The 22,130-nt window shown below is 73.6% G+C and carries 20 protein-coding genes; 6 read left to right on the top strand and 14 right to left on the bottom strand.

Annotation, left to right across the window (positions count from 1 at the left end):
• Positions 1–23: 23 nt before the first annotated feature.
• Entirely contained in the window at positions 24–425 is a 402-nt protein-coding gene (locus LZ495_RS21910) for an NUDIX hydrolase (RefSeq protein WP_235054472.1), read from the top strand.
• Positions 415–1,416 carry a ribokinase gene (locus LZ495_RS21905; protein WP_235054471.1) on the top strand — a complete coding sequence of 334 codons (1,002 nt, stop codon included), beginning with the start codon at positions 415–417 and terminating at the stop codon, positions 1,414–1,416. Before LZ495_RS21910 ends, LZ495_RS21905 begins: the two co-directional genes overlap by 11 nt.
• 15 nt (positions 1,417–1,431) lie before the next feature.
• Here the strand turns inward: LZ495_RS21905 and LZ495_RS21900 are convergent, their stop codons facing one another.
• Both LZ495_RS21900 and LZ495_RS21895 read right to left on the bottom strand, forming a co-directional pair.
• A complete protein-coding gene (locus LZ495_RS21900) occupies positions 1,432–1,920 on the bottom strand; it encodes a hypothetical protein (RefSeq protein ID WP_235054469.1) in 489 nt (162 codons plus the stop codon).
• Positions 1,921–2,139: 219 nt separating this feature from the next.
• Positions 2,140–2,646 (bottom strand): MaoC family dehydratase, encoded by a 507-nt coding sequence (locus tag LZ495_RS21895; protein ID WP_235054467.1) that lies wholly within the window; start codon positions 2,644–2,646, stop codon positions 2,140–2,142.
• A 139-nt stretch (positions 2,647–2,785) separates the two neighbouring features.
• Between LZ495_RS21895 and LZ495_RS21890 the strand changes: the two genes are divergently transcribed.
• Positions 2,786–3,220 carry a universal stress protein gene (locus LZ495_RS21890; protein WP_235054465.1) on the top strand — a complete coding sequence of 145 codons (435 nt, stop codon included), beginning with the start codon at positions 2,786–2,788 and terminating at the stop codon, positions 3,218–3,220.
• A gap of 84 nt (positions 3,221–3,304) precedes the next feature.
• On the opposite strand, the gene LZ495_RS21885 is transcribed toward LZ495_RS21890, so the two are convergent.
• Positions 3,305–3,913, bottom strand: coding sequence for a suppressor of fused domain protein (locus LZ495_RS21885; RefSeq protein ID WP_235054463.1), 609 nt, complete (start codon positions 3,911–3,913; stop codon positions 3,305–3,307).
• Between the two features lie 526 nt (positions 3,914–4,439).
• Here LZ495_RS21885 and corA point away from each other — a divergent pair.
• Positions 4,440–5,528, top strand: a complete 1,089-nt coding sequence (corA, locus tag LZ495_RS21880; RefSeq protein WP_235054462.1) for a magnesium/cobalt transporter CorA — start codon at positions 4,440–4,442, stop codon at positions 5,526–5,528.
• 15 nt (positions 5,529–5,543) lie between these two features.
• Here corA and LZ495_RS21875 read toward each other — a convergent pair whose 3' ends face one another.
• From LZ495_RS21875 to hutU, 8 genes are all read right to left on the bottom strand, one after another.
• Complete coding sequence (locus LZ495_RS21875; RefSeq protein ID WP_235054460.1) at positions 5,544–6,032, bottom strand: YflT domain-containing protein; 489 nt, start codon at positions 6,030–6,032, stop codon at positions 5,544–5,546.
• A 63-nt stretch (positions 6,033–6,095) separates the two neighbouring features.
• A complete protein-coding gene (locus tag LZ495_RS21870; protein WP_235054459.1) occupies positions 6,096–6,893 on the bottom strand; it encodes an alpha/beta fold hydrolase in 798 nt (265 codons plus the stop codon).
• Entirely contained in the window at positions 6,890–7,870 is a 981-nt protein-coding gene (locus tag LZ495_RS21865; RefSeq protein ID WP_235054458.1) for a DUF998 domain-containing protein, read from the bottom strand. Before LZ495_RS21865 ends, LZ495_RS21870 begins: the two co-directional genes overlap by 4 nt.
• A 242-nt stretch (positions 7,871–8,112) precedes the next feature.
• Positions 8,113–9,306: an acyl-CoA dehydrogenase family protein gene (locus tag LZ495_RS21860; RefSeq protein WP_235054456.1), complete on the bottom strand. Its 1,194-nt coding sequence runs from the start codon at positions 9,304–9,306 to the stop codon at positions 8,113–8,115.
• A gap of 221 nt (positions 9,307–9,527) precedes the next feature.
• A complete protein-coding gene (hutI, locus tag LZ495_RS21855; RefSeq protein WP_235054454.1) occupies positions 9,528–10,706 on the bottom strand; it encodes an imidazolonepropionase in 1,179 nt (392 codons plus the stop codon).
• A 327-nt stretch (positions 10,707–11,033) separates the two neighbouring features.
• Complete coding sequence (locus tag LZ495_RS21850) at positions 11,034–12,371, bottom strand: formimidoylglutamate deiminase (RefSeq protein WP_372498619.1); 1,338 nt, start codon at positions 12,369–12,371, stop codon at positions 11,034–11,036.
• Complete coding sequence (locus LZ495_RS21845) at positions 12,368–13,654, bottom strand: allantoate amidohydrolase (protein WP_235054636.1); 1,287 nt, start codon at positions 13,652–13,654, stop codon at positions 12,368–12,370. The genes LZ495_RS21850 and LZ495_RS21845 overlap by 4 nt, the downstream gene beginning before the upstream one ends.
• An 11-nt stretch (positions 13,655–13,665) precedes the next feature.
• Entirely contained in the window at positions 13,666–15,345 is a 1,680-nt protein-coding gene (gene hutU, locus LZ495_RS21840; protein ID WP_235054453.1) for a urocanate hydratase, read from the bottom strand.
• A gap of 256 nt (positions 15,346–15,601) precedes the next feature.
• Between hutU and LZ495_RS21835 the strand changes: the two genes are divergently transcribed.
• A complete protein-coding gene (locus LZ495_RS21835) occupies positions 15,602–15,985 on the top strand; it encodes a hypothetical protein (RefSeq protein WP_235054452.1) in 384 nt (127 codons plus the stop codon).
• 36 nt (positions 15,986–16,021) lie between these two features.
• On the opposite strand, the gene LZ495_RS21830 is transcribed toward LZ495_RS21835, so the two are convergent.
• Positions 16,022–17,077: a MurR/RpiR family transcriptional regulator gene (locus LZ495_RS21830; RefSeq protein ID WP_235054451.1), complete on the bottom strand. Its 1,056-nt coding sequence runs from the start codon at positions 17,075–17,077 to the stop codon at positions 16,022–16,024.
• 47 nt (positions 17,078–17,124) lie between these two features.
• Positions 17,125–18,699, bottom strand: coding sequence for a histidine ammonia-lyase (hutH, locus tag LZ495_RS21825; RefSeq protein WP_235054450.1), 1,575 nt, complete (start codon positions 18,697–18,699; stop codon positions 17,125–17,127).
• 194 nt (positions 18,700–18,893) lie between these two features.
• On the opposite strand from hutH, the gene fdhD reads away from it, so the two are divergent.
• Entirely contained in the window at positions 18,894–19,718 is an 825-nt protein-coding gene (fdhD, locus tag LZ495_RS21820) for a formate dehydrogenase accessory sulfurtransferase FdhD (RefSeq protein ID WP_235054449.1), read from the top strand.
• A gap of 43 nt (positions 19,719–19,761) precedes the next feature.
• Here fdhD and LZ495_RS44950 read toward each other — a convergent pair whose 3' ends face one another.
• Positions 19,762–21,462 carry a sensor domain-containing diguanylate cyclase gene (locus tag LZ495_RS44950; protein WP_308268514.1) on the bottom strand — a complete coding sequence of 567 codons (1,701 nt, stop codon included), beginning with the start codon at positions 21,460–21,462 and terminating at the stop codon, positions 19,762–19,764.
• Between the last annotated feature and the right edge of the window lie 668 nt (positions 21,463–22,130).

Genomic DNA, 22,130 nt, shown 5'->3' with positions numbered 1-22,130 from the left:
CGAACGGCGGATACGCTCGCGATATGCGGGCAACTCCCTGTGTCGGTGCGATCGTCCTGGACGGCGAGGGGCGCCTCCTCCTCATCCGCCGCGGTACGCCCCCGGGCAAGGGGCTGTGGTCGCTGCCGGGCGGCCGCGTCGAGGAGGGCGAGACCGACGCGCAGGCCCTGGCCCGCGAACTGGCCGAGGAGACCGGGCTGCAGGCCACCGTCGGCCCGCTGGTCGGCAGCGTCCTGCGGCCCGCGCCGGACGGCGGCGTGTACGAGATCCGCGACTACGCCTGCATCGTGCACGGCGGCACCTTGCGGGCGGGCGACGACGCCGAGGACGTGCGCTGGGCGTCCCCCGAGGAACTGCTGCTGCTCCCGCTCACCGGCGGGCTGCTGGACGCGCTGCGCGAGTGGAACGTCCCCGGTGTCCGCTGACCAGGGGGCCGGACATGGGGCCGGGCATGAGGCCGGACATGGCGCCGGGCATGAGGCCGGGCTCTTGGTCGTCGGCTCGGTCAACGCCGATCTGGTCGTCCGCGTGCCGCGCCACCCGCGGCCCGGCGAGACCGTGCTCGGCGGCGATCTCGCCGTGCACCCCGGCGGCAAGGGCGCGAACCAGGCGGTGGCGGCCGCGCGGCTCGGCGCGCAGGTGGCGTTCGCCGGACGCGTCGGCTCGGACGCGCACGGCAGCATGCTGGTCGACGGCCTGCGCCGGGACGGGGTCGACGTCTCGCTGGTGGGCACCGAGCCCGGCCCGTCCGGCGTCGCGCTGATCACCGTCGACGGGCGCGGTGAAAACGCCATCACCGTCTCCCCCGGCGCCAACGGGCGGCTCGGCCCCGATGCCGCCGAGGCCCTCGAACCGGCGCTGCGCGCCGCGGCCGTGGTGTCCCTGCAGTTGGAGATCCCGCACGAGACCGTCGCGGAGATCATGCGGCGCTGCGGCCGCGCGGGCACCCGCGTGGTCCTGAACCTCTCGCCGGGCCCGTGGGCCGCGCCGACCGACGTGTGGCGGCTGTGCGATCCGCTGGTCGTCAACGAGCACGAGGCGCTCGACGCGGCGGCCCGTCCCGGCGACGGCACCGCGGAGTCCGCGCTCGCGCCCGTCGACCGCGCCCGGCGCATCATGCGCGGCACGCACGCGGTCGACGCCCGCCCGCGGTCGCTGGTGCTGACGCTCGGCGCGGCCGGCGCGATCTGCATCGACGGGGACGGCGAGCCCGCGCACGTCCCGGCGCCCGCAGTCGAAGCGGTCGACACCACCGGCGCGGGCGACGCCTTCACCGGAGCCCTCGCCTGGCGCCTGGCCTGCGGCGACAGCCTTCTCGACGCGGTCCGCTACGCGGTACGCGCGGGCGCCGCGGCGGTCACCGCCGAGGGCGCGCAGCCGTCGTACCCGACACCGGACCGCCTCCCGCTGCTCTGAAGCGCCGAAGGTGCGTCACGGCGCGGGTGTCACCTGCGGTGGCGTGTACGGCGTCGGCGTGGGGTAGTCGTCGGGGCCGATGAGTACGTCCCCGGTGCGTTTGCCGTTCCGAATGTCCTCGATGACCTGCGCGGCCGAGTCGACCACCGGCGCTGCCGTGGGGGTCGGGCGGTCCTTGGGTGCTGTGGGCACCTGCGTCGACGACCGCGGCTTGGCCGATGTGGCGGGTTTGCCGGTGGTCGTCGGCTTGGCCGTGGCGGTCCCCGTCGCGGGACGCGTGCCGGTCGACGACGGCGCCGGCGTCTCGGACTCGGCTGCGGTGGGCGTGCCCGTGGCAGGCCCTGGTGTCGGGGTGGCCGTCCCGGTGCCGGGGGCCGTCGCCGGCGGCTTCGACGCGGCGCCGCCGGAGGAGCATCCGGCGAACACCGCGAACGCCACCGCGCCGGTCAGCGCGGCCGCGACGGCCAGCGGTCCGCGTATCGGTGTGCTGCTTGCGCGCTGCATGGCGTCCCCCGCGGCGTGGCTCTGTCGGTTCCCGGTACCGGCACCGGATGTGATCTTGGGCGGCCAGACTGGCGGATGGCCTGCGGCGGCACAAGGCCCGCAGGGCCCGGCCCCGCGGCCCGCCCGCAAGACCCGCCGACGAGGCCCGCCGCCGCGGGTGCGGTCGACGGGCCTCGGGGTGCGGACTGCCAGGGGCGGCGCGGGTGGGCCGCCCGCGGATCAGGCCTCGCGGAGCTCGGGGCGGCCGGGCTGCTCGCCGCCGCGCGCCTCGCCGTAGGAGGTCTTGGGGACCATGACCTTGCGGCGGAAGATGCAGACCAGCGTGCCGTCCTGCTTGTAGCCCTTGGTCTCGACGTAGACCACGCCGCGGTCGTCCTTGGACTTGGACTCCCACTTGTCCAGGACCTCGGTCTGGCCGTAGATCGTGTCGCCGTGGAAGGTCGGCGCCACGTGCCGCAGCGACTCGATCTCCAGGTTGGCGATCGCCTTGCCGGACACGTCCGGGACGGACATGCCGAGCAGCAGCGAGTAGATGTAGTTGCCCACCACGACGTTCTTGCCGAAGTCGGTCGTCTTCTCGGCGTAGTTGACGTCCATGTGGAGCGGGTGGTGGTTCATCGTGAGCAGGCAGAACAGGTGGTCGTCGTACTCGGTGACCGTCTTGCCGGGCCAGTGCTTGTAGATCGCACCGACCTCGAACTCCTCGTAGTAGCGGCCAAACTGCATGGTTATGCGGTCCTCTCTCGGGGAGCCCCGTGGGGTTCTGCGGCACATCATCCCCGACCCGGGTTACCAGCAGGTAGGCACCCCTCCGCGGCACGGCGCGCCGCCACGGCCCGTGGATGAATAGATGTATATTGCAAGTATGTATGCACGCATTCTGGTCGCGGTGGACGCGACGCCCGAGACCGCCGAAGTACTCGCCCGCACCGCCGGACTGGCCGGACCGCTCGGTGCGGCCGTCCGGGTCCTGCACGTCCAGACCGTCGACGTCGTGGACGCGGGCGGCACCGGCGCCGCCGGGATCGTCGAGGAAGAGACGGACGCCGAGGCCGCCAAGGTCGTGACCGACGCCGTCGCCGTGCTGCGCGAGGCCGGGGTGGCCGAGGTCGAGGGCTGGGCCGGCGAGACGCTGCGCGCCGACGTGCCCAACGCCGTCGTGGACCACGCCAAGGAGTACGGCGCCGACCTGCTGGTGCTCGGCGCGCGCCGCCACAAGGGCCTGGCGCGCCTGATGCTCGGCAGCGTCAGCGACGCGGTGGTGCACCGAGCGCCGTGCCCGGTGATGCTCGTCCCCTGAGGCCGGGGCCGAAGCCCGGAGCGGAGCCGGACCTGGGGCCGGAGCCGAAGCCGGGACAGGGATCGGGCCGGGGCTGAAGCGCAGTCAGGAGAGCGGGACCGCGCGGCGCTTGGGGTCGCGCAGGTCGGTGCCGTGCTTGAGCCACAGCTCCTGCAGCGCCTCCGCGCCGTGCACGCGCTTCCACGCGGTCTCCGCCGCGGTCATCGGCAGGAGCGGCAGGAAGCGGACCGGCTCGGCCGGCTCCGGGAGGGCGAGGTCGGCGACCAGGCCGCCCGGTTCGGCGACCAGGACCGCGGTGAACGCGCTGCCCTCCCACAGCGGCCCGCCCACGTCCAGCGACGCGCCCGGCGCCACCACGAGGCCCTCGACCTGCGGGGACGCAGCCAGCACGGCGAGCGGACGCAGCACCGAGTCCTGCGCGCCGCGGACCGACAGGACGAGTTCGGCGCGCGGGCCGCGGACCGGATCGGCGAGCGCGGCGGCCGGGTCGGTCATCGGCGCGCGGGACATGCCGAGCGTGGCGTAGCGCACCACGCCCGACTCGTCCGGACCGAAGCGCAGCAGTTCGATCGGGTCGACGCCCACGAAGGTGACGCCCGCGCGGCCGGACGGCTCGCCGAACGCCGCCGCCAGATGCGCCTCCACCGCCGGGACGGGGTCGGGCAGGTCGTGGTGCGGCGTCATGTCGAACATGCGCGCATCGTACGCGGTTCACCGCAACGCCCCCGTCCGGCAACTCGCTGCCTGCTACCCTGATTTGCCGGATCGCGCGGAATTCCCGTGCAGTCGGCGCTGTTGTGCCGCATGTCGGACGACATGTCGTGCGAGCAGATGAGCATGCGCAGGCGTACCCCCAGCGGGGACCGGCCCAGGGAGGTGGTTGTGGTGCATACCAGCTCTTGCAGTACCGGCGGTTCGCCCGATCTCCCTCGGTCCGCCACCGAGGTCCTCGCCGCCTTCTGAGCCGCCGCAGCCCGGCCCCTTGCCTGCCGTACCCGTGATGCCGCCCGGTATCGCGTGACGTCCGCCGACCCGTCGGCCGCGGCGTCCGGTGCGCACCGGACGCCTTCCCGTACTTTGCCCGGCCAGGCCGCAGGACCGGATTTGCCTGTCCCGTTGTCGCCGCCCGCACCGGGGCAAACGCCGTACCCGTCCGCGCATCCGTGCGCCCGGGACCGACGCCTGCCTTGACGCGCGCCCTCCTGTGAAGGAGCCCGCCATGTCGATGATCCGCGACCTGCGTGCCGCCGTACGCCCCGTCATGCCGCGCCGCGCCCCGGTGCGCACCGCCGCCCCCGATCCGGTGACGGGCAACTGCGTCGTGGACTGCGCGGTCTACCGGGACGGCCGCCGGCAGCACGGCTGCACCGCGCCCGACGCGGCGATCCAGGACGTGCACACGCGCGGCGACGGCTTCGTGTGGATCGGCCTGCACGAGCCCAGCGCCGACGAACTCGCGGGCATCGCGGAGCGCTTCGACCTGCACCCGCTGGCCGTCGAGGACGCCGTCAAAGCCCATCAGCGGCCCAAGCTGGAGCGGTACGACGACACGCTCTTCGCGGTCTTCAAGACCGTGCGGTACGTCGAGCACGAGCACCTGACCGCGACCAGCGAGGTCGTGGAGACCGGCGAGATCATGGTGTTCCTCGGCCGGGACTTCGTCATCACCGTCCGGCACGGCCTGCACGGCGGCCTCGGCGAGCTGCGGCACCGCCTGGAGGAGAACCCGGAGCTGCTGGCGGCCGGCCCGTCCTCGATCCTGCACGCGGTCGCGGACCGGGTGGTGGACACCTACCTGGACGTCACCCAGCTGCTGCAGGACGACATCGACGACGTCGAGAACGAGGTCTTCGGCGGCAAGGGCAACGGCGACGCGGGCCGCATCTACCAGCTCAAGCGCGAGCTCCTCGAACTCAAGCGGGCCGTGACGCCGCTCGCCCGGCCGCTGCAGATCCTCGCCGAACGGCCCATGCGGCAGGTGCATCCCGACATCCGCGAGTACTTCCGCGACGTCGAGGACCACCTGGCCCGGGTCAGCGAGCAGATCGCCGCATTCGACGAACTGCTCACCTCGATCCTGCAGGCCAACCTCGCCCAGGTAACGGTCGCGCAGAACGAGGACATGCGCCGCATCTCGGCCTGGGTGGCGATCTTCGCGGTGCCGACCATGGTGGCCGGCATCTACGGCATGAACTTCGAGCACATGCCCGAACTCCAGTGGAAGTACGGCTATCCGACCGTCCTGTCGGTGACGCTGTCGGTGTGCCTCATGATCCACCGGGGGTTCCGGCGCAACGGGTGGCTGTAGCGGGGCCGCCCGCGGCTACAGGCTGAGCCGGCCCACGATGTTGCGGGCCTGCTCGGCGAAGGCCGGCTCCACGAGCACGTCGTACCGGGCCGCGACGAGCTGGCTGGTGGACACGAAGTCGCGCTTGCCGCCCATGCTGCGGTAGCCGATCCAGCCGAACAGCGCACCGGCCAGCGCACCCCACACCACGCCCATCAGCACGATCCAGATCCAGCTGGTGGCGCGCTCCGCGAAGATGCCCAGGAACAAGCCGATCAGCGCACCGAACCACACGCCGCTGGCGGCCCCGGCCAGCGCCGCCTTCTTGGCGTCGAGGCGGCCCAGGACGTTCTCGACGAGGCGCAGGTCGGCGCCCACGATCGAGGTGTGCTCGACCGGGAACTCGTTGTCGGACAGGTAGTCGACGGCGCGCTGGGCCCCGGCGTAGTCGGTGTACGAGGCGATCGACTCTCCCCCGGCGGGCCGGCCTCCGGCAGCGGCGGGGATTTTCTCCTGTCCGAACATGGTGTCCTCTCGGTCGGCTCGGCGTTCCACCCGATTACCCGGCCTGCCGGGAAAGACACCAGGTCATTTGGTCTCGGACAGCACCTCGCGCACCGCCGCCACCACCGCGTCCGGGCGGTCCATCATCAGCAGGTGCGCCGCGTCCTCCAGGACGTCGCAGCGGCCGCGCGGGGCCAGCGCGGCCAGCGCGCGCTGCGCCCGCAGCCACTTCGCCCGCGCGGCGAGCGTCTCGCGGCCGCCCGCTCCCGCGAGGACGCGTACCGGGATGTCGGGCAGGTCCAGCCGGCGGCGCAGGTCGATCAGCTCGGCCGCCTCGTCCAGGTACGTGGTGTTCTCCACGAACGCCGCGGTCAGGAACCTCCCCGAGCCGTACGCCATCCGCATCCACCGCGGATCGGCCACGTCCCGCCCGCGCCGCGCCTGCGCCAGCACGGTCAGCCGCCGCAGCGCCGGACCCACCGGGCGGCTCAGGCCGGAGACCCGGAACGCCGCCCCGGCGGCCCGGCTCGCGGCCAGCCGCGCCTCGCGCGCGGGGCGCGGCCGCGGGGCCGACTCCACGCTGGGGTCCACCAGCACGAGGGCCGCGGTCAGATCCGGATACAGCCGCGCGAACGCCTCGGCGTGGAAGGCCGCGAACGAATGCGCGACCAGGACGTACGGGCCGGTGAGCGACAGCCGCGCGGCCAGCGCGGCGATCCGGTCCGCCTCGCCGCGCAGCGTGGGCGCGCGCGGATCCGGCGCGCTGAACCCGAGGCCGGGCCGGTCGAAGCGCACCACCCGGCAGTCCGCGGCCGCGGCCAGTTCCGGTGCGACGAGGTCCCAGTCGAACCAGGCGCCGCCCAGTCCGCTGGTGACGATCACCGACGGTCCGCCGCCCCGCCCGTCCCGGACGACGTGGAGGACGACTCCGCCGACGTCGACGAATTCGCCCGGCGGCCGCCCGACTCCGCGTGCCATGTTCCGCTCCCCGATCCTCCCGGGCGCCGCGCGTCCTGCGGGCCGGTGCGGCCATCATCCCCGGCCGCCCGCGCCGCCCGGTGCAGCGACGCGGCGGCGACCGCGAGCCATACGGCGATCATCGCCACACCGAGGCGCTGCGGGACGCCCTGGCCGCCGTGCGCGAGCACGTCCGGGACGGCGATGCGCATGCCGTGCAGGCTCAGCGCGGCGGTCGCGAGGGCGAGGACGAGGACCGTCCAGAAGAGCAGCATGCCGGCGCGGCGCGGCGGTACGGGCTGCACCGGCTGGGCGGCTCGCGCGGGCTCGGCGGGGTGGGTGGGGTGGGAGGGGTGGGAGGGGTGCGAGGGCTGCGCGTCGCGGTGCCGGGCGGCGAGCCAGAGCGCGCCGATCGCGGCGATCGCGGCGGCGTTCGCGATCACGCTGGTGACCAGGTGCACGTTGTGGCGCCAGGAGGCGAGGCCGCCTTCCTCCAAGGCCGCGCAGGCCGGCAGGGAGGGGGCGCAGTCGAGGGGGAACACCACGTCCAGGAGGGTGGCGATGCCGAAGACGGCGAGGGCTGCCCAGCCGAGATGCACCCAGCCGAGACGGGCCCAGCCGAGGTGGGCCGGGCGCCTGCCGGTCCGCGGGCCTGCGACCTGTGGCAGGACGAGCAGCGCGGCCGCGACGGCGCAGACCCCGGCGAGGATGTCGAGGCTGCCGAACACCCAGCGGTACGGCTGGTCGGCGGCGAACAGCTCGCTCGCGTAGCCGTCGACCGAGCTGAGCCGGGTCGGCAGGAGGATCTCCAGCACCCAGGAGCTGTAGGCGACCGCCGCGACCGCCAGCAGGATCGCAGCGAGGAGGAGACGCGTGCGGGGGTGCGGGCGGAGCAAGGTCATGACCCGTTCAGCGTCTCACGGCGGGGTCGGGTCATACGCCGCCGAAGTGCCTGATTTCCGGCAGCGAGTCACTCGTTCGGCCGACATCGCCAGCCCGACGGGTGCCCCAGGCTGAAGGGGTAGTGGCCGCGCTCGCGCGGAGGATCGCAACGAAATCGAGCGCCTGTACCGGGATGCGTCGATGCTGCGCGAAGGCCCTGGCCCTTAAAAGGTGCCAGGGCCTTCGCGGCGCGCCGCGGGACTCAGCGGAGCTTGTAGTTCTCCAGCAGCCGGCGACCGATGATCATCTTTTGGATCTCGGCCGTGCCCTCGCCGATCAGGAGCATCGGGGCTTCCCTGTACAAGCGTTCGATCTCATATTCCTTGGAGAAGCCGTAGCCGCCGTGGATGCGGAAGGAGTCCTCGACGACCTCCTTGCAGTACTCCGAGGCCAGGTACTTCGCCATGCCGGCCTCGAGGTCGTTGCGCTCGCCGGCGTCCTTCTTGCGGGCCGCCATGACCATCATCTGGTGCGCGGCCTCGACCTTGGTGGCCATCTCGGCGAGCTTGAACTGGATCGCCTGGTGCTCGGCGAGCTGCTTGCCGAATGTCTCGCGCTGCTGCGCGTACTGCACGCCCAGTTCAAACGCGCGCTGCGCGACACCGCAGCCGCGCGAGGCGACGTTGACGCGGCCGACCTCGACGCCGTCCATCATCTGGTAGAAGCCCTTGCCCGGGACTCCGCCGAGGATGCGGTCGGCCGGCACGCGCACGCCGTCGAGCACCAGCTCGGTCGTGTCGACGCCCTTGTAGCCCATCTTCTCGATCTTGCCCGGCACGGTCAGCCCCGGACGGGTCTCGCCGAAGCCCGGCTCCTTCTCGATCAGGAAGGTGGTCATGTTCTTGTAGACCGAGTCGGCGCCCTCGTCGGTCTTGGTGAGCACCGCGACGAGGTTGGCGGAGCCGCCGTTGGTCAGCCACATCTTCTGGCCGTTGATGACGTAGAACTCGCCGTCCTTGACCGCCTTGGTGCGGATCGCCGACACATCGGACCCGCACTGCGGTTCGGACATCGAGAAGGCGCCGCGGATCTCGCCCTCGGCCATCTTCGGCAGGAAGTAGTCCTTCTGCTCCTGCGTGCCGTGCTGCTTGATCATGTACGCGACGATGAAGTGCGTGTTGATGATGCCGGACACGCTCATCCAGCCACGTGCGATCTCCTCGACCACGAGCGCGTAGGTCAGCAGCGACTCGCCGAGGCCCCCGTACTCCTCCGGGATCATGAGGCCGAACAGCCCCATCTTCTTCATGCCCTCGACGATCTCCGTCGGGTACTCGTCCCGGTGCTCGAGTTCGGTCGCGACGGGGATGATCTGCTTGTCCACGAAGGTGCGGACGGTGGAGAGGATCTCCCGCTGGACGTCGGTCAGCCCGTCGGTCTGCGCAAGGCGGCCCACCAGGCGCCTCCTTCTCGTGTACGCGCATGTCCGGGCCTGCTCGCAGGCGGGTCCCGGCCACGCGTCTTGGTCGTGAGGGTTACTCGGGAGTATGTACGACGGGCGGGGTCCCGAGAAGGGGGACCCCCGTAACACCGGTCACCCAAAGTCTGACGGATTGTCAGCCCAGGGCCGCGGTCTGCGGGGCTCCGGCCCCGCGTCGGCGGTGCGTCGGCGCTGCGTCAGCGGGCGGCCGTGACCAGGGCGCCTTCGCGCCACACCGTGCGGACCAGCGGGACGCCGGGCCGGTAGGCCAGGTGCACGTGGGAGGGCGCGTCCAGCTCGGCCAGGTCGGCGCGGGCGCCCGGGGTGATGCGTCCCACATCGGTGCGGCGCAGGGCGGCCGCGCCGCCGGCGGTCGCCGACCACAGGGCCTCGTCGGGCGTCATGCGCATGTCGCGGACCGCGACCGCGATGCAGAACGGCATCGAGGTGGTGAAGCTCGACCCCGGGTTGCAGTCGGTGGACAGCGCGACCGTCGCGCCCGCGTCGAGCAGGCGGCGGGCGTCCGGGTAGACGGCGCGGGTGGAGAACTCGGCGCCGGGGAGCAGGGTGGCGACCGTCTGCCCGTGGGCGAGCGCGTCGACGTCGGCGTCCGTCAGGTGCGTGCAGTGGTCGGCGGACGCGGCGCCGAGCTCGACGGCCAGCTGCACGCCGGGGCCGTGGCCGAGCTGGTTCGCGTGCACGCGCGGGGTCAGGCCGCGGGCCATGCCGGCGGAGAGGATCGCGCGGGCCTGGTCGCCGTCGAACGCGCCGCGCTCGCAGAAGACGTCCACCCAGCGGGCGTGCGGGGCGCAGGCGTCGAGCATGGGGCCGGTGACGAGGTCGACGTAGGCGGCGGGGTCGTCGGCGTACTCGGGGGCGACGACGTGGGCGCCGAGGTAGGTGACCTCGTCGGTGACCCGGTGTGCGAGCTTGAGCGCACGGGCTTCGTCGTCGACGGTCAGGCCGTAGCCGGACTTGCACTCGATGAGGGTGGTGCCCTGGCGGGCGGCCTCGTCAACCAGGCGTTCGAGGTTGGCGGCGAGGGCGTCGTCGGACGCGGCGCGGGTGGCCGCGACGGTGGTGCGGATGCCGCCGGCCGCGTACGCCTGGCCGCCCATGCGGGCGGCGAACTCGGCGGTGCGGTCGCCCGCGAAGACGAGGTGCGCGTGCGAGTCGACGAAGCCGGGGATGACGGCGCGGCCCTCGGCGTCGTGGCGCGCGTCGGCGTCGGGGGCCGCGGCGGCGGGGCCGACCCAGGAGACGCGGCCGCCGTCGACGACCACGGCGGCGTCGCGGAGGAGGCCGAGGGGGCCTTCGCCGAGCGCGGGGTCGTTGGTGACGAGGGAACCGATGTTGTCGAGGAGAAGCGACGGCACGGGCGGGCTCCGGAGGCTGCGGCGGGGCGGGTTGTGGGAAGTGGAAAACGAGGTCTGGCGCAGGCAAAGCGGGTGGGCCCCCTGCGAGCCACAACGAATGGCGGGAGGGGGGCGTTCCGCGGGTTCCGGGTCCGGGCGGGGCTCGGAAGTCGGGCTCGGAAGTCGGGCTCGGAAGCAGGCTCGGAAGCAGGCTCGGAAGTCCGGCTCGCGGAAGTCCGGCTTGGCAGTCCGGCTTGGAAGTCAGGCTCGGAAGTCCGGCTCGGAAGTCCGGCTCGGCAGCCGCGCGCCCGCAGTCTTGGGGTGGGTGACTGCGGGCGCACTCGGCTGCTACTCGACGAGGGCGCCGATCGACGCCGCCAATTCGCCTGCCACGTTCTCGACCAGCGTGTGCTGCCCGTCCTCGACGATCGTGCGGCCCGCGACCATCACGTGCGTGATGTCGCTCGCGGTCGCGGCGAAGACCGCCGATTCCGAGGCCAGGCGGGGCACGGTGCCGGCGAGGCGTACCGAGTCCAGGCCGACCGTGACGAGGTCGGCCGCCATGCCGGCCTCGATGCGGCCGATGCCCTCCCAGCCCAGCGCGGCCTGGCCCAGCACGGTGCCGTGCACGAGGAGGCGGGCGGTGGTGAAGTGGCCGCGGCTGCCGGTGCGCAGGCGTTCGTCGAGCTCGACCGCGCGGGCCTCCTCGAACATGTCGATGACCGCCTGGCTGTCGGTGCCCAGCGACAGCGGCACCCCGGCGCGCGACAGCTCCCCGGCCGGGCCGATGCCGTCCGCGAGGTCCCGCTCGGTGGTCGGGCACAGGCACACGCCCGCGCCGGTCGAGCCCAGGCGGGCGATGTCGTGGTCGGTCAGGTGCGTGGCGTGCACCGCGATGAACCGCGGGTCCAGCGCGTCCGCCGCGTCGAAGACCTCGACCGGCGTCTTGCCGTACGCCTCCAGGCTCGCGTGGTTCTCCGCGGGCTGCTCGGAGACGTGCGCGTGCAGCGGGGCGCCGCGCTCCGCGGCCCAGGCCGCGACCACCGGGATCTGGTCGGCCGGCACGGCGCGCACCGAGTGCACCGCCGCACCGATGCGGGCGTGCTCGGCGGGCTTGAGCTCGCTTGCGCGCGCCGCCCAGCCGTCCGCGTCGCGGTCGTCGAAGCGCAGTTGCGTGCCGGCCGGCTTCTGGCCGACGCCGCCGGTCAGGTAGCAGGTGTCCAGCAGCGTGATGCGGATGCCTGCCTGCCGGGCCGCCTCGATCAGCGCGTTGCCCATGGCGTTGGGGTCGTCGTACGGGGTGCCGCCGGGACCGTGGTGCAGGTAGTGGAACTCGCCGACCGAGGTGATGCCGGCCAACGCCATCTCGGCGTACACCGCCCGCGCGAGCGCGAGGTAGGTGTCCGGGTCGAGCTTGGCCGCGGCGGAGTACATCATCTCGCGCCACGTCCAGAACGTCCCCGAGCCGGCCTGGGTGCGGCCGCGCAGCACGCGGTGGAAGGCGTGCGAGTGCGCGTTCGCGAAGCCGGGGAGGGTCAGCCCGCGCCGCACGGCCGCGCCGGGCGGCGGGGCGGGGGTGTCCGGGCGTACGCCGGTGATGACGCCGTCGGTGATCTCGATGACGGTGTCGCGTTCGACCCCGGTGCGGGTGTGCACGATCTCGCACCACAGGAGCTGGGTGGTCACGTGGTCGCTTCCTTGCGGTCGTTGTCGTGGCCGGTGCCGCCGCGGCCCGCGCTGTCGTCGACGAGCAGGTCGGCGAGCACGTCCGCAAGGGCTTCCACACCGGCCAGGCAGTCGGGCATTTCGGCCGATTCGGCCGGGGAGTGCGATACCCCGGTCGGGTTGCGGACGAACACCATCGCGGTGGGCAGCGTCGCGGACAGGATGCCCGCGTCGTGCCCGGCGCCGGTGGGCAGCACGGGGGCGCCGCCGAGGTTCTTCGCGATGCGGTCCCGCAGGCCGCCGGCGAACTCCACGATCGGCGTGTACGACTCGCGCACGACGTCGACCTCGGTGCCGTCGATCTCGGCCCGGTCCGCGGCCGCCTTGGCGATCGCTGCGACGACCTCGTCGAGGACGACCTCCTCGGGCGCCCGCGAGTCGAGCCAGCCGCGCACCAGCGAGGCGATCGCGTTGGTGCCGTTGGGCTCCACCGCGACCTTCCCGAAGGTCGCCACCGCACCCGCGAGGCGGGCCTTCTTGCGGGCCGCCAGCACGGTGGTCGCGTACGTGAGCATCGGGTCGCGGCGGTCCTCCAGGCGGGTGGTGCCCGCATGGTTGGCCTCGCCGCGGAAGTCGAACCGCCAGCGGCCGTGCGGCCAGATGGCCGATGCCACGCCGACCGCGGCGTCCACGTCCACGAGCTTGCGGCCCTGCTCGACGTGCAGTTCGACGAAGCAGCCGATGCGGTCCAGCAGTTCCGGGTCGGCGCCGATGCGCTCGGGGTCGTAGCCGGCCGCCGCCATGGCGTCCGGCAGGCAGACGCCGTCGCCGTCCTTCAGCGCGCGGGCCTGCTCGGGGGTGAGCACGCCCGCGGCCAGCCGGGACCCGACGCATGCGACGCCGAAGCGGGCGCCTTCCTCGTCGCCGAAGTTCACGATCGCCAGCGGGCGGCGGAACTCCGCTCCGCGCTCGATCAGCAGGTCGAACGCGGCGAACGAGGAGATGACGCCGAGCGGGCCGTCGAACGCGCCGCCGTCCGGCACCGAGTCGAGGTGCGAGCCGGTGACGACCGGTGGGCGGGCGCGGGCCGGGGACACCCGGGGGCGGGGCGCGGCGGCCGCCGCGCCCGGACCGGCGTACCAGGCCCACTGGTTGCCGTTGCGGTCGGCCTCGTACACGAGGCCGCGGCGCTCGGCCTGCTCGCGGAACCACGCGCGGCACTCCAGGTCCGCGGCGTTCCACGCGAAGCGGCGGTAGCCGCCGGTGCGGGCGTCGCGCCCGACCGGCAGCAGGTCCGCCCACATGGGCTCGAAGGTCACGACGCGTCGTCGCCTTCCCGCATGGGGATGCGCACGCCGCGCTCGCCGGCGACGTCCGCGGCCAGGTCGTAGCCGGAGTCGACGTGCCGGATGACGCCCATGCCGGGGTCGTTGGTCAGCACCCGGCGGACCTTCTCGCCGGCCAGCTTGGTGCCGTCCGCGACAGTCACCTGGCCGGCGTGGATCGAGCGGCCGATGCCGACGCCGCCGCCGTGGTGGATCGAGACCCACGAGGCGCCGGACGCGACATTGACCATGGCGTTGAGCAGCGGCCAGTCCGCGATCGCGTCCGAGCCGTCCAGCATGGCCTCGGTCTCGCGGTACGGCGAGGCCACCGAGCCGCAGTCGAGGTGGTCGCGGCCGATGACGATCGGCGCGGACACGTCGCCGCGGGCGACCATGTCGTTGAAGCGCTCGCCGGCCTTGTCGCGCTCGCCGTAGCCCAGCCAGCAGATGCGCGCGGGCAGGCCCTGGAAGTGCACCTTCTCCTGCGCCATCTTGATCCAGCGGGACAGCGACTCGTTCTCCGGGAACAGATCGAGCACGGCCTTGTCGGTAGCCGCGATGTCCTTCGGGTCGCCGGAGAGCGCAGCCCAGCGGAAGGGGCCCTTGCCCTCGCAGAACAGCGGGCGGATGTACGCCGGCACGAAGCCGGGGAAGTCGAACGCGCGCTCGTAGCCGGCCAGCTTGGCCTCGCCGCGGATCGAGTTGCCGTAGTCGAAGACCTCGGCGCCCTTGTCCTGGAAGCCGACCATGGCCTCGACGTGCTTGGCCATCGCCTCGCGGGCCGCCTTGGTGAACTCGGCGGGCTTGCTGCGGGCGTACTCGGCCATGTCGTCGAAGTCGACGCCGATCGGCAGGTATGCCAGCGGGTCGTGCGCGCTGGTCTGGTCGGTCACGATGTCGATCGGGGCGTCCATCGCGAGCAGCTGCGGGACGATCTCGGCGGCGTTGCCGAGCAGGCCGATGGACAGCGGGCGGCGCGCGTCGCGGGCCTCGACGGCCAGTCGCAGCGCCTCGTCGACGGTGTCGCAGCGCACGTCGCAGTAGCGGTGCTCGATGCGGCGGTCGATGCGGGTCGGGTCGCAGTCGATGCAGATCGCGACGCCGCCGTTCATGGTGACCGCGAGGGGCTGGGCGCCGCCCATGCCGCCGAGGCCGGCGGTGAGCGTGATGGTGCCTTCGAGGGTGCCGCCGAAGCGCTTGGCGGCGACCGCGGCGAAGGTCTCGTAGGTGCCCTGCAGGATGCCCTGCGTGCCGATGTAGATCCACGAACCGGCGGTCATCTGGCCGTACATGGTCAGGCCCTGGGCCTCCAGGCGGCGGAACTCCTCCCAGTTGGCCCAGTCGCCGACCAGGTTGGAGTTCGCGAGCAGGACGCGCGGCGCCCACTCGTGGGTCTGCATGACGCCGACCGGGCGGCCGGACTGCACGAGGAGGGTCTCGTCGTTCTTGAGGTCCTGCAGGGTGCGCACGATGGCGTCGTACGAGCGCCAGTCGCGGGCCGCCTTGCCGGTGCCGCCGTAGACGACGAGCTTGTCGGGGTGCTCGGCGACCTCGGGGTCGAGGTTGTTCATGAGCATCCGCAGGGCGCCCTCCTGGGCCCAGCCGCGGGTGTTCAGCGTGGTGCCGCGCGGGGCGCGCACCGGTCGGGCGCCGTGGGTGGGGTCCGTCATCGCTCGTCCCAATCTCGCCCCCTCCCGCCCGCGCCGGAGGGTCGGCGGGGTCCGCGGGGCGGCTGCTGTGTATCTGTCCCGGACCATGCGCGACGCCCGGCACGGACATCTTGCATGGAAATCTTCAGAACCTTCGAGAGTGAATGTATCTCGTCTTCCGGGTGCCGAACAGAGGGGATCCGGACGGCAGAGCTACCCTTTTGGGAGATTTCTTCCACTATGTAAGCGATACGTAAGAGAGTCGGGCCGGAACGCGATGCAACTCGAGCAGCTGATCTGGGGCGTCACGGCCCTCGGCGCCCTCGCCGCGGGCGCCGCCTTCGCCCTGCTGGCCTTCGCCCGCACCCGGGTGCGGGAGACCGGTGTGGTGGTCGCGGTGCTGCTGGCCGGGCTGATGTTCTGCGCGGGCGGGTTCCTGCTGAGCACGCCGCGGTACGCCTACACCGCGCTGATCGCGGGCGGCGCGGCGGCGGTGGGCGTCATGGTGGGCCTGGTGTGGGGGCGTACCGGCGCCAAGGACCGCACCTGGCAGGCCGAGCACGGCCGCGCCCCCAAGAACGCCCCCGGCAACGCTCCCGAGAACGCTCCGAAGAACGCCCGGAACGGCGCCGGAAACAGCGCCGGGCGGCCCCGGCAGTAGGTCGCCGAGGCCGCCCGGGGGCGGCAAAATCGCCGGTCAGGCCTCGAACAGGCCGCGTTCCGCCGCCTGCCGGTCGAACTCCTCGAGGCGGGCCTGCGCCCGCCCGGGGGTGATGTCGCACATCGCCTGCAGCAGCACCTGGCCGAGCAGCATCGGCGCCCCGCACGCGTCGAACACCAGTTGGCCGCTCACCCCCGCGACCAGGACCGCGTCGGACAGCGCCGCGGCCGGTGCGAACGGCCCGTCCGCGATCGTCACGATGCGCAGCCCCAGGTCCTTCGCGGTGCGCAGCGCATCGGTCAGCTCGCGCGGATAGCGCGGCAGCGCGAAGCACAGCACCCCGGTCGCACCCGCGGCGCGCGCCTGGTCGAGCCGGTCGCCGAGCAGCGAACCGCCCTCGTCGAGCACCCGCACGTCCGGCAGCACCTTGGCGGCGAAGTAGCCGAAGCTGCGCGCCGGCGCCATGCCGGTGCGCAGCCCCAGCACCACCAGCGGCCGTGAATCGGCGAGCAGTTCGGCGGCCCGGGCGACCGGCCCGGGATCGGCGAGCTGCTCCGCGAGCCGGGTCAGGTTGGCGATCTCGGCGTGCACCGCGCCGACGTACTCGTTGCGGTGCACCTCCGCCTCGGTCTCGGTGCGCACCGGCAGGCCGAGCGTGCGCAGCCGGGCGCGCAGCGCCGGATAGCCGTCGAAGCCGAGCGCGACGGCGAAACGCGTCACCGACGGCTGGCTGACCCCGGCGAGCTGCGCCACCTCGACGCTGGACAGGTACGGGGCCTCCCCCGCATGCCGCACCAGGCAGTGCGCGATGCGCCGCTGGGTGGGCGTGAGGCGGTGCTCCTCGAACAGGGCGAGCAGACGCGAGGACGGGCTCTCCTGGCCTTCCCGGACGAGCGCGGCCGCGGTACCGGCAGCACCGCCGGTACCGGCTGCGCCGTCGGCGTCGGCGGTGCCGGCGGCCCCGGCCGCGCCGGGTTCCTCGGGTGCCGGGAACTCCCCGGCACCTTCCGCCGCTTCGCGGCCCGGGTCCGCCGGCGTGCCCGCCGACCGGCCGGTCGGCGTGTCCGCCGGTGCGTCCGCCGTCATGTCCATGGCTCCCCCTCTCCCGTCTGCGTGGTCCGCGTTCCGTACCGGACGGGTCAGGCCAGCGGTCCGGTGACCGCGGCGGCCGCGCGGACCAGCGCGCCCGAGCGTACAAACTCCTCGGCGGCGGCGAGTTCCGGGGACAGGAACCGGTCCGCGTCCGGGCCCGGGACGCCCGCGCCGCGCAGCGCGGCGATGACCGCGGCCGTGGCGGGCGCCGGGGCCAGGTCGCCGGACTGCGTGCGCATGTCGGTGGCGCGGGCCGCGGCGACCAGCTCGACCGCGAGGATGCGGGTGAGGTTGTCGACCGCGGTGCGCAGCTTGCGGGCCGCGCTCCAGCCCATCGAGACGTGGTCCTCCTGCATCGCGGACGACGGGATCGAGTCGACCGACGCCGGGACCGCGAGCCGCTTGCACTCCGAGACCAGCGCGGCCTGGGTGTACTGGGCGATCATCAGGCCGGAGTCGACGCCCGGGTCGTCGGCGAGGAACGCGGGCAGGCCGTGCGAGCGCGCCGGGTCGAGCAGCCGGTCGGTGCGGCGCTCGGAGACGGAGCCGAGGTCGGCCACCGCGACGGCGAGGAAGTCGAGGACGTACGCGACCGGCGCGCCGTGGAAGTTGCCGTTCGACTCGATGCGGCCGTCGTCCAGGATCACCGGGTTGTCGACCGCGGCGGCCAGTTCGCGGTCGGCGACCAGTGCGGCGTGCGCGAGGGTGTCGCGGCCGGCGCCGGCGACCTGCGGAGCGCAGCGCACCGAGTACGCGTCCTGCACGCGCGGCTTCTGGTCCTGGTGGTGCCCGGTCATGCCCGAACCGGCCAGCATGCGGAGCATGTTGCCGGCACTCGCGGCCTGGCCGGGGTGCGGGCGGATGGCGTGCAGCGCCGGGTCGAGGACGCGGTCGGTGCCGAGCAGCGCCTCCAGCGTCATCGCGGCGGTGATGTCGGCCGCGGTGAACAGCGCGGCCAGGTCGGCCAGCGCCATGAGCAGCATGCCGAGCATGCCGTCGGTGCCGTTGATGAGGGCCAGGCCCTCCTTCTCGCGCAGCTCGACCGGCGCGAGTCCGTGCTCGGCGAGCAGTTCGGCGGCCGGGCGGACCACGCCGTCCGGGCCGTGCGCCTCGCCCTCGCCGGTGAGCACCAGCGCGCAGTGCGACAGCGGCGCCAGGTCGCCCGAGCAGCCCAGCGAGCCGTACTCGTGGACGACCGGCGTGATGCCCGCGTTGAGCAGCGCGGCCATCGCCTGGGCGACCTCGGGGCGTACGCCGGTGCGGCCGGACGCGAGCGTCTTCAGGCGCAGCAGCATCAGCGCGCGGACCACCTCGGGCTCGACGTGCGGGCCCATGCCGGCCGCGTGCGAGCGGACCAGCGAGTGCTGCAGCCGGGTGCGCAGCTCGGCGCTGATGTGCCGGGTGGCCAGCGCGCCGAAGCCGGTCGAGACGCCGTAGACCGGGCGCGGCGAGGCGGCCAGGTCGTCGACGACGGCCCGGCTCGCGGCCATCGCCTTGAGCGCGCGCGGGGACAGGTCGACGCGGGCGGCGCCGCGGGCGACCGCGATGACGTCGGCGGGGGTCAGCCCGGCCTCGGCGACGGTGACGGCAGGGACGGAGCCGTTGTGCAGATCCTTATTCACGAGCTCATTATGTGCATAGATGACGACAGCACCAGAGGTGATGCGGAATCCGTCCCGCGGCCCGCCTCGCCCGCGGCTCGGGCGGCACGTAGGGTTCCTGCCTGGACCGCAGGCCGGACGGACGACCGCGGCGCCGCCGGACGGACGACCATCGACCGCCGGACGAAGGCAAGACGAATGCAAGGGGGCCGCTCGTGGGCCGGGTGACCAGCCGCCACAAGATCCTGCGCCTGGACGGCGCCGCGACCTCCCGGCGCACCGACACGCTTGCCGCCGAGGAACCGCTGGAGATCCGGGTCGGCGGCCGGACCCTCACCGTCACGATGCGCACCCCCGGCGACGACTTCGACCTGGTCGCCGGATTCCTCGTCGCGGAAGGCATCGTCGCCGAGACCCGCGACCTCGCCGGCCTGCGCTACTGCGCGGGCACCGACGAGGAAGGCCGCAACACCTACAACGTCGTCGAGGCCGTGCTCGCCGCCCACGTGCCGCCCCTGGACCCCGGGCTGCAGCGTGGTGTGTGGACGTCCAGCGCCTGCGGCATCTGCGGCACGACCGGCATCGAGGGCCTGCGCCGCATGTCCCGGCACGACGTCGCCGCCGACCCCCTGCGGATCACCCCGGCCGCGCTGTACCGGCTGCCCGGCGAACTGCGCGCCGCCCAGAAGGTCTTCGACGCCACCGGCGGCCTGCACGCCGCGGGCCTGTTCACCCCGGACGGCCGCCTCGTCTGCGTCCGCGAGGACGTCGGCCGGCACAACGCGGTCGACAAGGTCGTCGGCTGGGCCCTGCGCGAAGGCCGCCTCCCGCTGCACGGCCACGTCCTCGCGGTCAGCGCCCGCGCCTCGTTCGAACTCACCCAGAAGACCGCCATGGCCGGCATCCCGGTACTCGCCGCGGTCTCCGCCCCGTCGTCCCTCGCCGTCGAACTCGCCGAGGACGCCGGCATCACCCTCGTCGGCTTCCTCCGCGGCGAAGGCGCCAACGTCTACGCCCACCCGGAACGCATCGACGTGTAAGCCGTCCCCGCTGCCCGGGTACGAGCCCTCCCCGCCGCCCGGGTCACTCCGGGAGCGAGGCGCCGCCGGTCAGGGCGACCGCGACGAGGGCGCGGAGGACCGGGCCGAGCCCCTGCACGGGCAGGCTCAGGTCGTCCGTGAACACCTCGACCAGCCAGCCGCCGGCGGCGTTGGTGCCGCCCGCGACGACCATCGCCTTGTAGCCGCCGATCAGCAGCAGGTCCTCTTCCGCCGGGTCGTTGCCCACGTCGCCCACCTGCTGGACGAAGCCGCCGCCCTGGACCGCCTCGGCGGACGCCGGGTAGGCGGCCAGGTCGTACTCGGTGGTCAGCGCCTCGTAGCGGGCCCGGGCGGCGCTCGGCGTCCCCGTCATGCGGTGGATCGAGTAGCGCACCGAGCGCAGCGCGCGGCCCTGCGGCGGGACGTACGAGATCCACCACGAGACCCCGTCGAGCATGCGGGCGAAGGTGTCGGCGACGATCTCCAGGCGGCCCAGGGTGTCCGCGCGGTGCACCCGGCCCGGCTCGCGTTCGTCGAGCGCGCCGAGGACCGCGGCCAGCAGCCGGCCGGGGTCGGCGTTGTGCAGCGCGCCGCGGAACCGGCGGCGGTCGCGCGGCGGCAGCCCCGCGGCCGGCTCGGCCGCGACCGGGGCGTCGTCCCCGGCCAGCGAGACGGTCAGGTCCGGCGGCTGCCCGCGGCCCGCGACCACCGGGTGGATGGCCCGGCTGCCCTTGGCCCGGTACTGCGCGGCGTCGGCCAGCCGGAACAGCCGGTCCGCGCTGGTCACCGGCCCGACCGGGTCGCCGGTCGAGGCGACGCCGCACGCCACGCCCTCGCCGTCGTGCATGCGCAAGGCCCGGCGGCACAGGTCCTCGGCCACCGCGACGACCTCGTCCGGGCTGAATCCCTCGGCCAGCACGCAGAATTCGTCGCCGCCCAGACGGGCCGCCATCGAACCGGGCAGCATCGCGCTGCACGCCGACAACTGGTCCGCGAAGCGCTCCAGGAGCCGGTCCCCGACGTCGTGGCCGCGTTCGTCGTTGAGCCGCTTGAGGCCGTTGACGTCGCACACGATGAGGCTGACGACGGTGCCCTCGCGGTAGTGCCGGTTCATCGCCGCATCCAGCCGCGCATCGATCGCACGCCGGTTGGCCAGCCCGGTCAGCGGGTCGGTGAACGCCAGCTTCTCGATGCGCTGGTAGTGCTCGGCCTGGGCCAGCCCGGCCGAGATCTGCGCGGCCAGCACCGCGGCGAACTCCGCGTCCACCGCATCGAACCGCGGCTGGTCGGCATGCCGGGCGAGATACAGCTCACCCCACACCCGGCCCTCGACCATGATCGGCGCGACCATGCAGCCGTGCCGCCCGCGGCGCCGCAGCGCGACGACGCGCTCGTGCTCGGAGTCGTGCTCGTCGACCGAATTCGACCACGCGTTCGGCCAAGCGGTGTGATCGATGATCTCCGGGAAGTCGGTGACCGCGTACGTCTCGGCGTTCGGCAGCGCCTCCTCCCCTTCGGCCAGGTCGCCGTCGTTCACCAGCACCCGCAGGTGCCCCGAGTCGCGCTCCCACACCGAGATCGAGGCGAGCGCGGCATCCATCGCGAGCCGGGCCTGCCGGGCCGAGGTGCGCACCACGTCCATAAGGGTGTGCGCGGTCGCCAGCGCCCGGGCCAGCTCCATCACGGCATGCAGCCGCCGGGCGGCGTCGGACGCCGCCGGAGCGGCCGGCGGCGGGAGCGGCACGGGCGCAGGGGGTACGGAGACACCGGTCGCGGCACCCGGGTCACCGGAGTCGGGCCGGTCGCGGCCGTGGCCTTGGCGGTCAGCGCGCGCTACGACTTTCCTCACCTCGCCCTCCGTACGGGTGCCGACGCGAGCGCCGGGATGCCTGGAAAACGGCCGGCGGACCGCCGCAGCACGGGCTTCCCGGTCACGTGTCGGCCGTCGTTCGGCCACGCCCGACACCACTCAGAGTATGTCGCTATTTGCGGTATTCGCAGCAGAAAAAGGTCGCATCCGGTCGACGAAGCGTCACAGATGCGTCGCTAGCTGTTGGTCATCCCCCTGGGAGCTCCCCGCGGGCGCGGCACTCGGCCCGGACCCCACGGGACCCTCCGTCCACGCCCTTCGCACCTTACTCCTCCGTCCCGACTTGGCAACGCCGTGTGCCCGTACCGTCGCAGACCGCCCCGACATCGCGGGGAGATCCCGAAACGCCGGAATGCGCCGCCCGGGGGTGGGGGCGGAGACGGGGCCTGGGAACGCTTGGGGCAGGCCCGGTCAGGGCAGCGGTCGGGCCAGTGGCCGGTCGAGTGCGGCCCGGGTCGGGCTCGGCCTCTCCCGGGCGCCGGGCGGACGGAGTACGGTCACGCGTGCACGGTCCGCGGCGGCCCGGCCGGACCGGCGCACCC

The sequence above is a fragment of the Yinghuangia soli genome (assembly GCF_021502675.1).
Lineage (GTDB): Bacteria > Actinomycetota > Actinomycetes > Streptomycetales > Streptomycetaceae > Yinghuangia > Yinghuangia soli.
This window is presented reverse-complemented; position numbering and strand designations above follow the sequence as displayed.

What these genes read in the sequence shown, in the direction of transcription:
- LZ495_RS21910 (WP_235054472.1), top strand. Translation starts at nt 24, where the DNA reads ATGCGGGCAACTCCCTGTGTCGGTGCGATCGTCCTGGACGGCGAGGGG.
- LZ495_RS21900 (WP_235054469.1), bottom strand. Translation starts at nt 1,920, where the DNA reads ATGCAGCGCGCAAGCAGCACACCGATACGCGGACCGCTGGCCGTCGCG.
- LZ495_RS21895 (WP_235054467.1), bottom strand. Translation starts at nt 2,646, where the DNA reads ATGCAGTTTGGCCGCTACTACGAGGAGTTCGAGGTCGGTGCGATCTAC.
- LZ495_RS21890 (WP_235054465.1), top strand. Translation starts at nt 2,786, where the DNA reads ATGTATGCACGCATTCTGGTCGCGGTGGACGCGACGCCCGAGACCGCC.
- LZ495_RS21885 (WP_235054463.1), bottom strand. Translation starts at nt 3,913, where the DNA reads ATGTTCGACATGACGCCGCACCACGACCTGCCCGACCCCGTCCCGGCG.
- corA (WP_235054462.1), top strand. Translation starts at nt 4,440, where the DNA reads ATGTCGATGATCCGCGACCTGCGTGCCGCCGTACGCCCCGTCATGCCG.
- LZ495_RS21875 (WP_235054460.1), bottom strand. Translation starts at nt 6,032, where the DNA reads ATGTTCGGACAGGAGAAAATCCCCGCCGCTGCCGGAGGCCGGCCCGCC.
- LZ495_RS21865 (WP_235054458.1), bottom strand. Translation starts at nt 7,870, where the DNA reads ATGACCTTGCTCCGCCCGCACCCCCGCACGCGTCTCCTCCTCGCTGCG.
- LZ495_RS21845 (WP_235054636.1), bottom strand. Translation starts at nt 13,654, where the DNA reads ATGTGGGCGGACCTGCTGCCGGTCGGGCGCGACGCCCGCACCGGCGGC.
- hutU (WP_235054453.1), bottom strand. Translation starts at nt 15,345, where the DNA reads ATGACGGACCCCACCCACGGCGCCCGACCGGTGCGCGCCCCGCGCGGC.
- LZ495_RS21835 (WP_235054452.1), top strand. Translation starts at nt 15,602, where the DNA reads ATGCAACTCGAGCAGCTGATCTGGGGCGTCACGGCCCTCGGCGCCCTC.
- LZ495_RS21830 (WP_235054451.1), bottom strand. Translation starts at nt 17,077, where the DNA reads ATGGACATGACGGCGGACGCACCGGCGGACACGCCGACCGGCCGGTCG.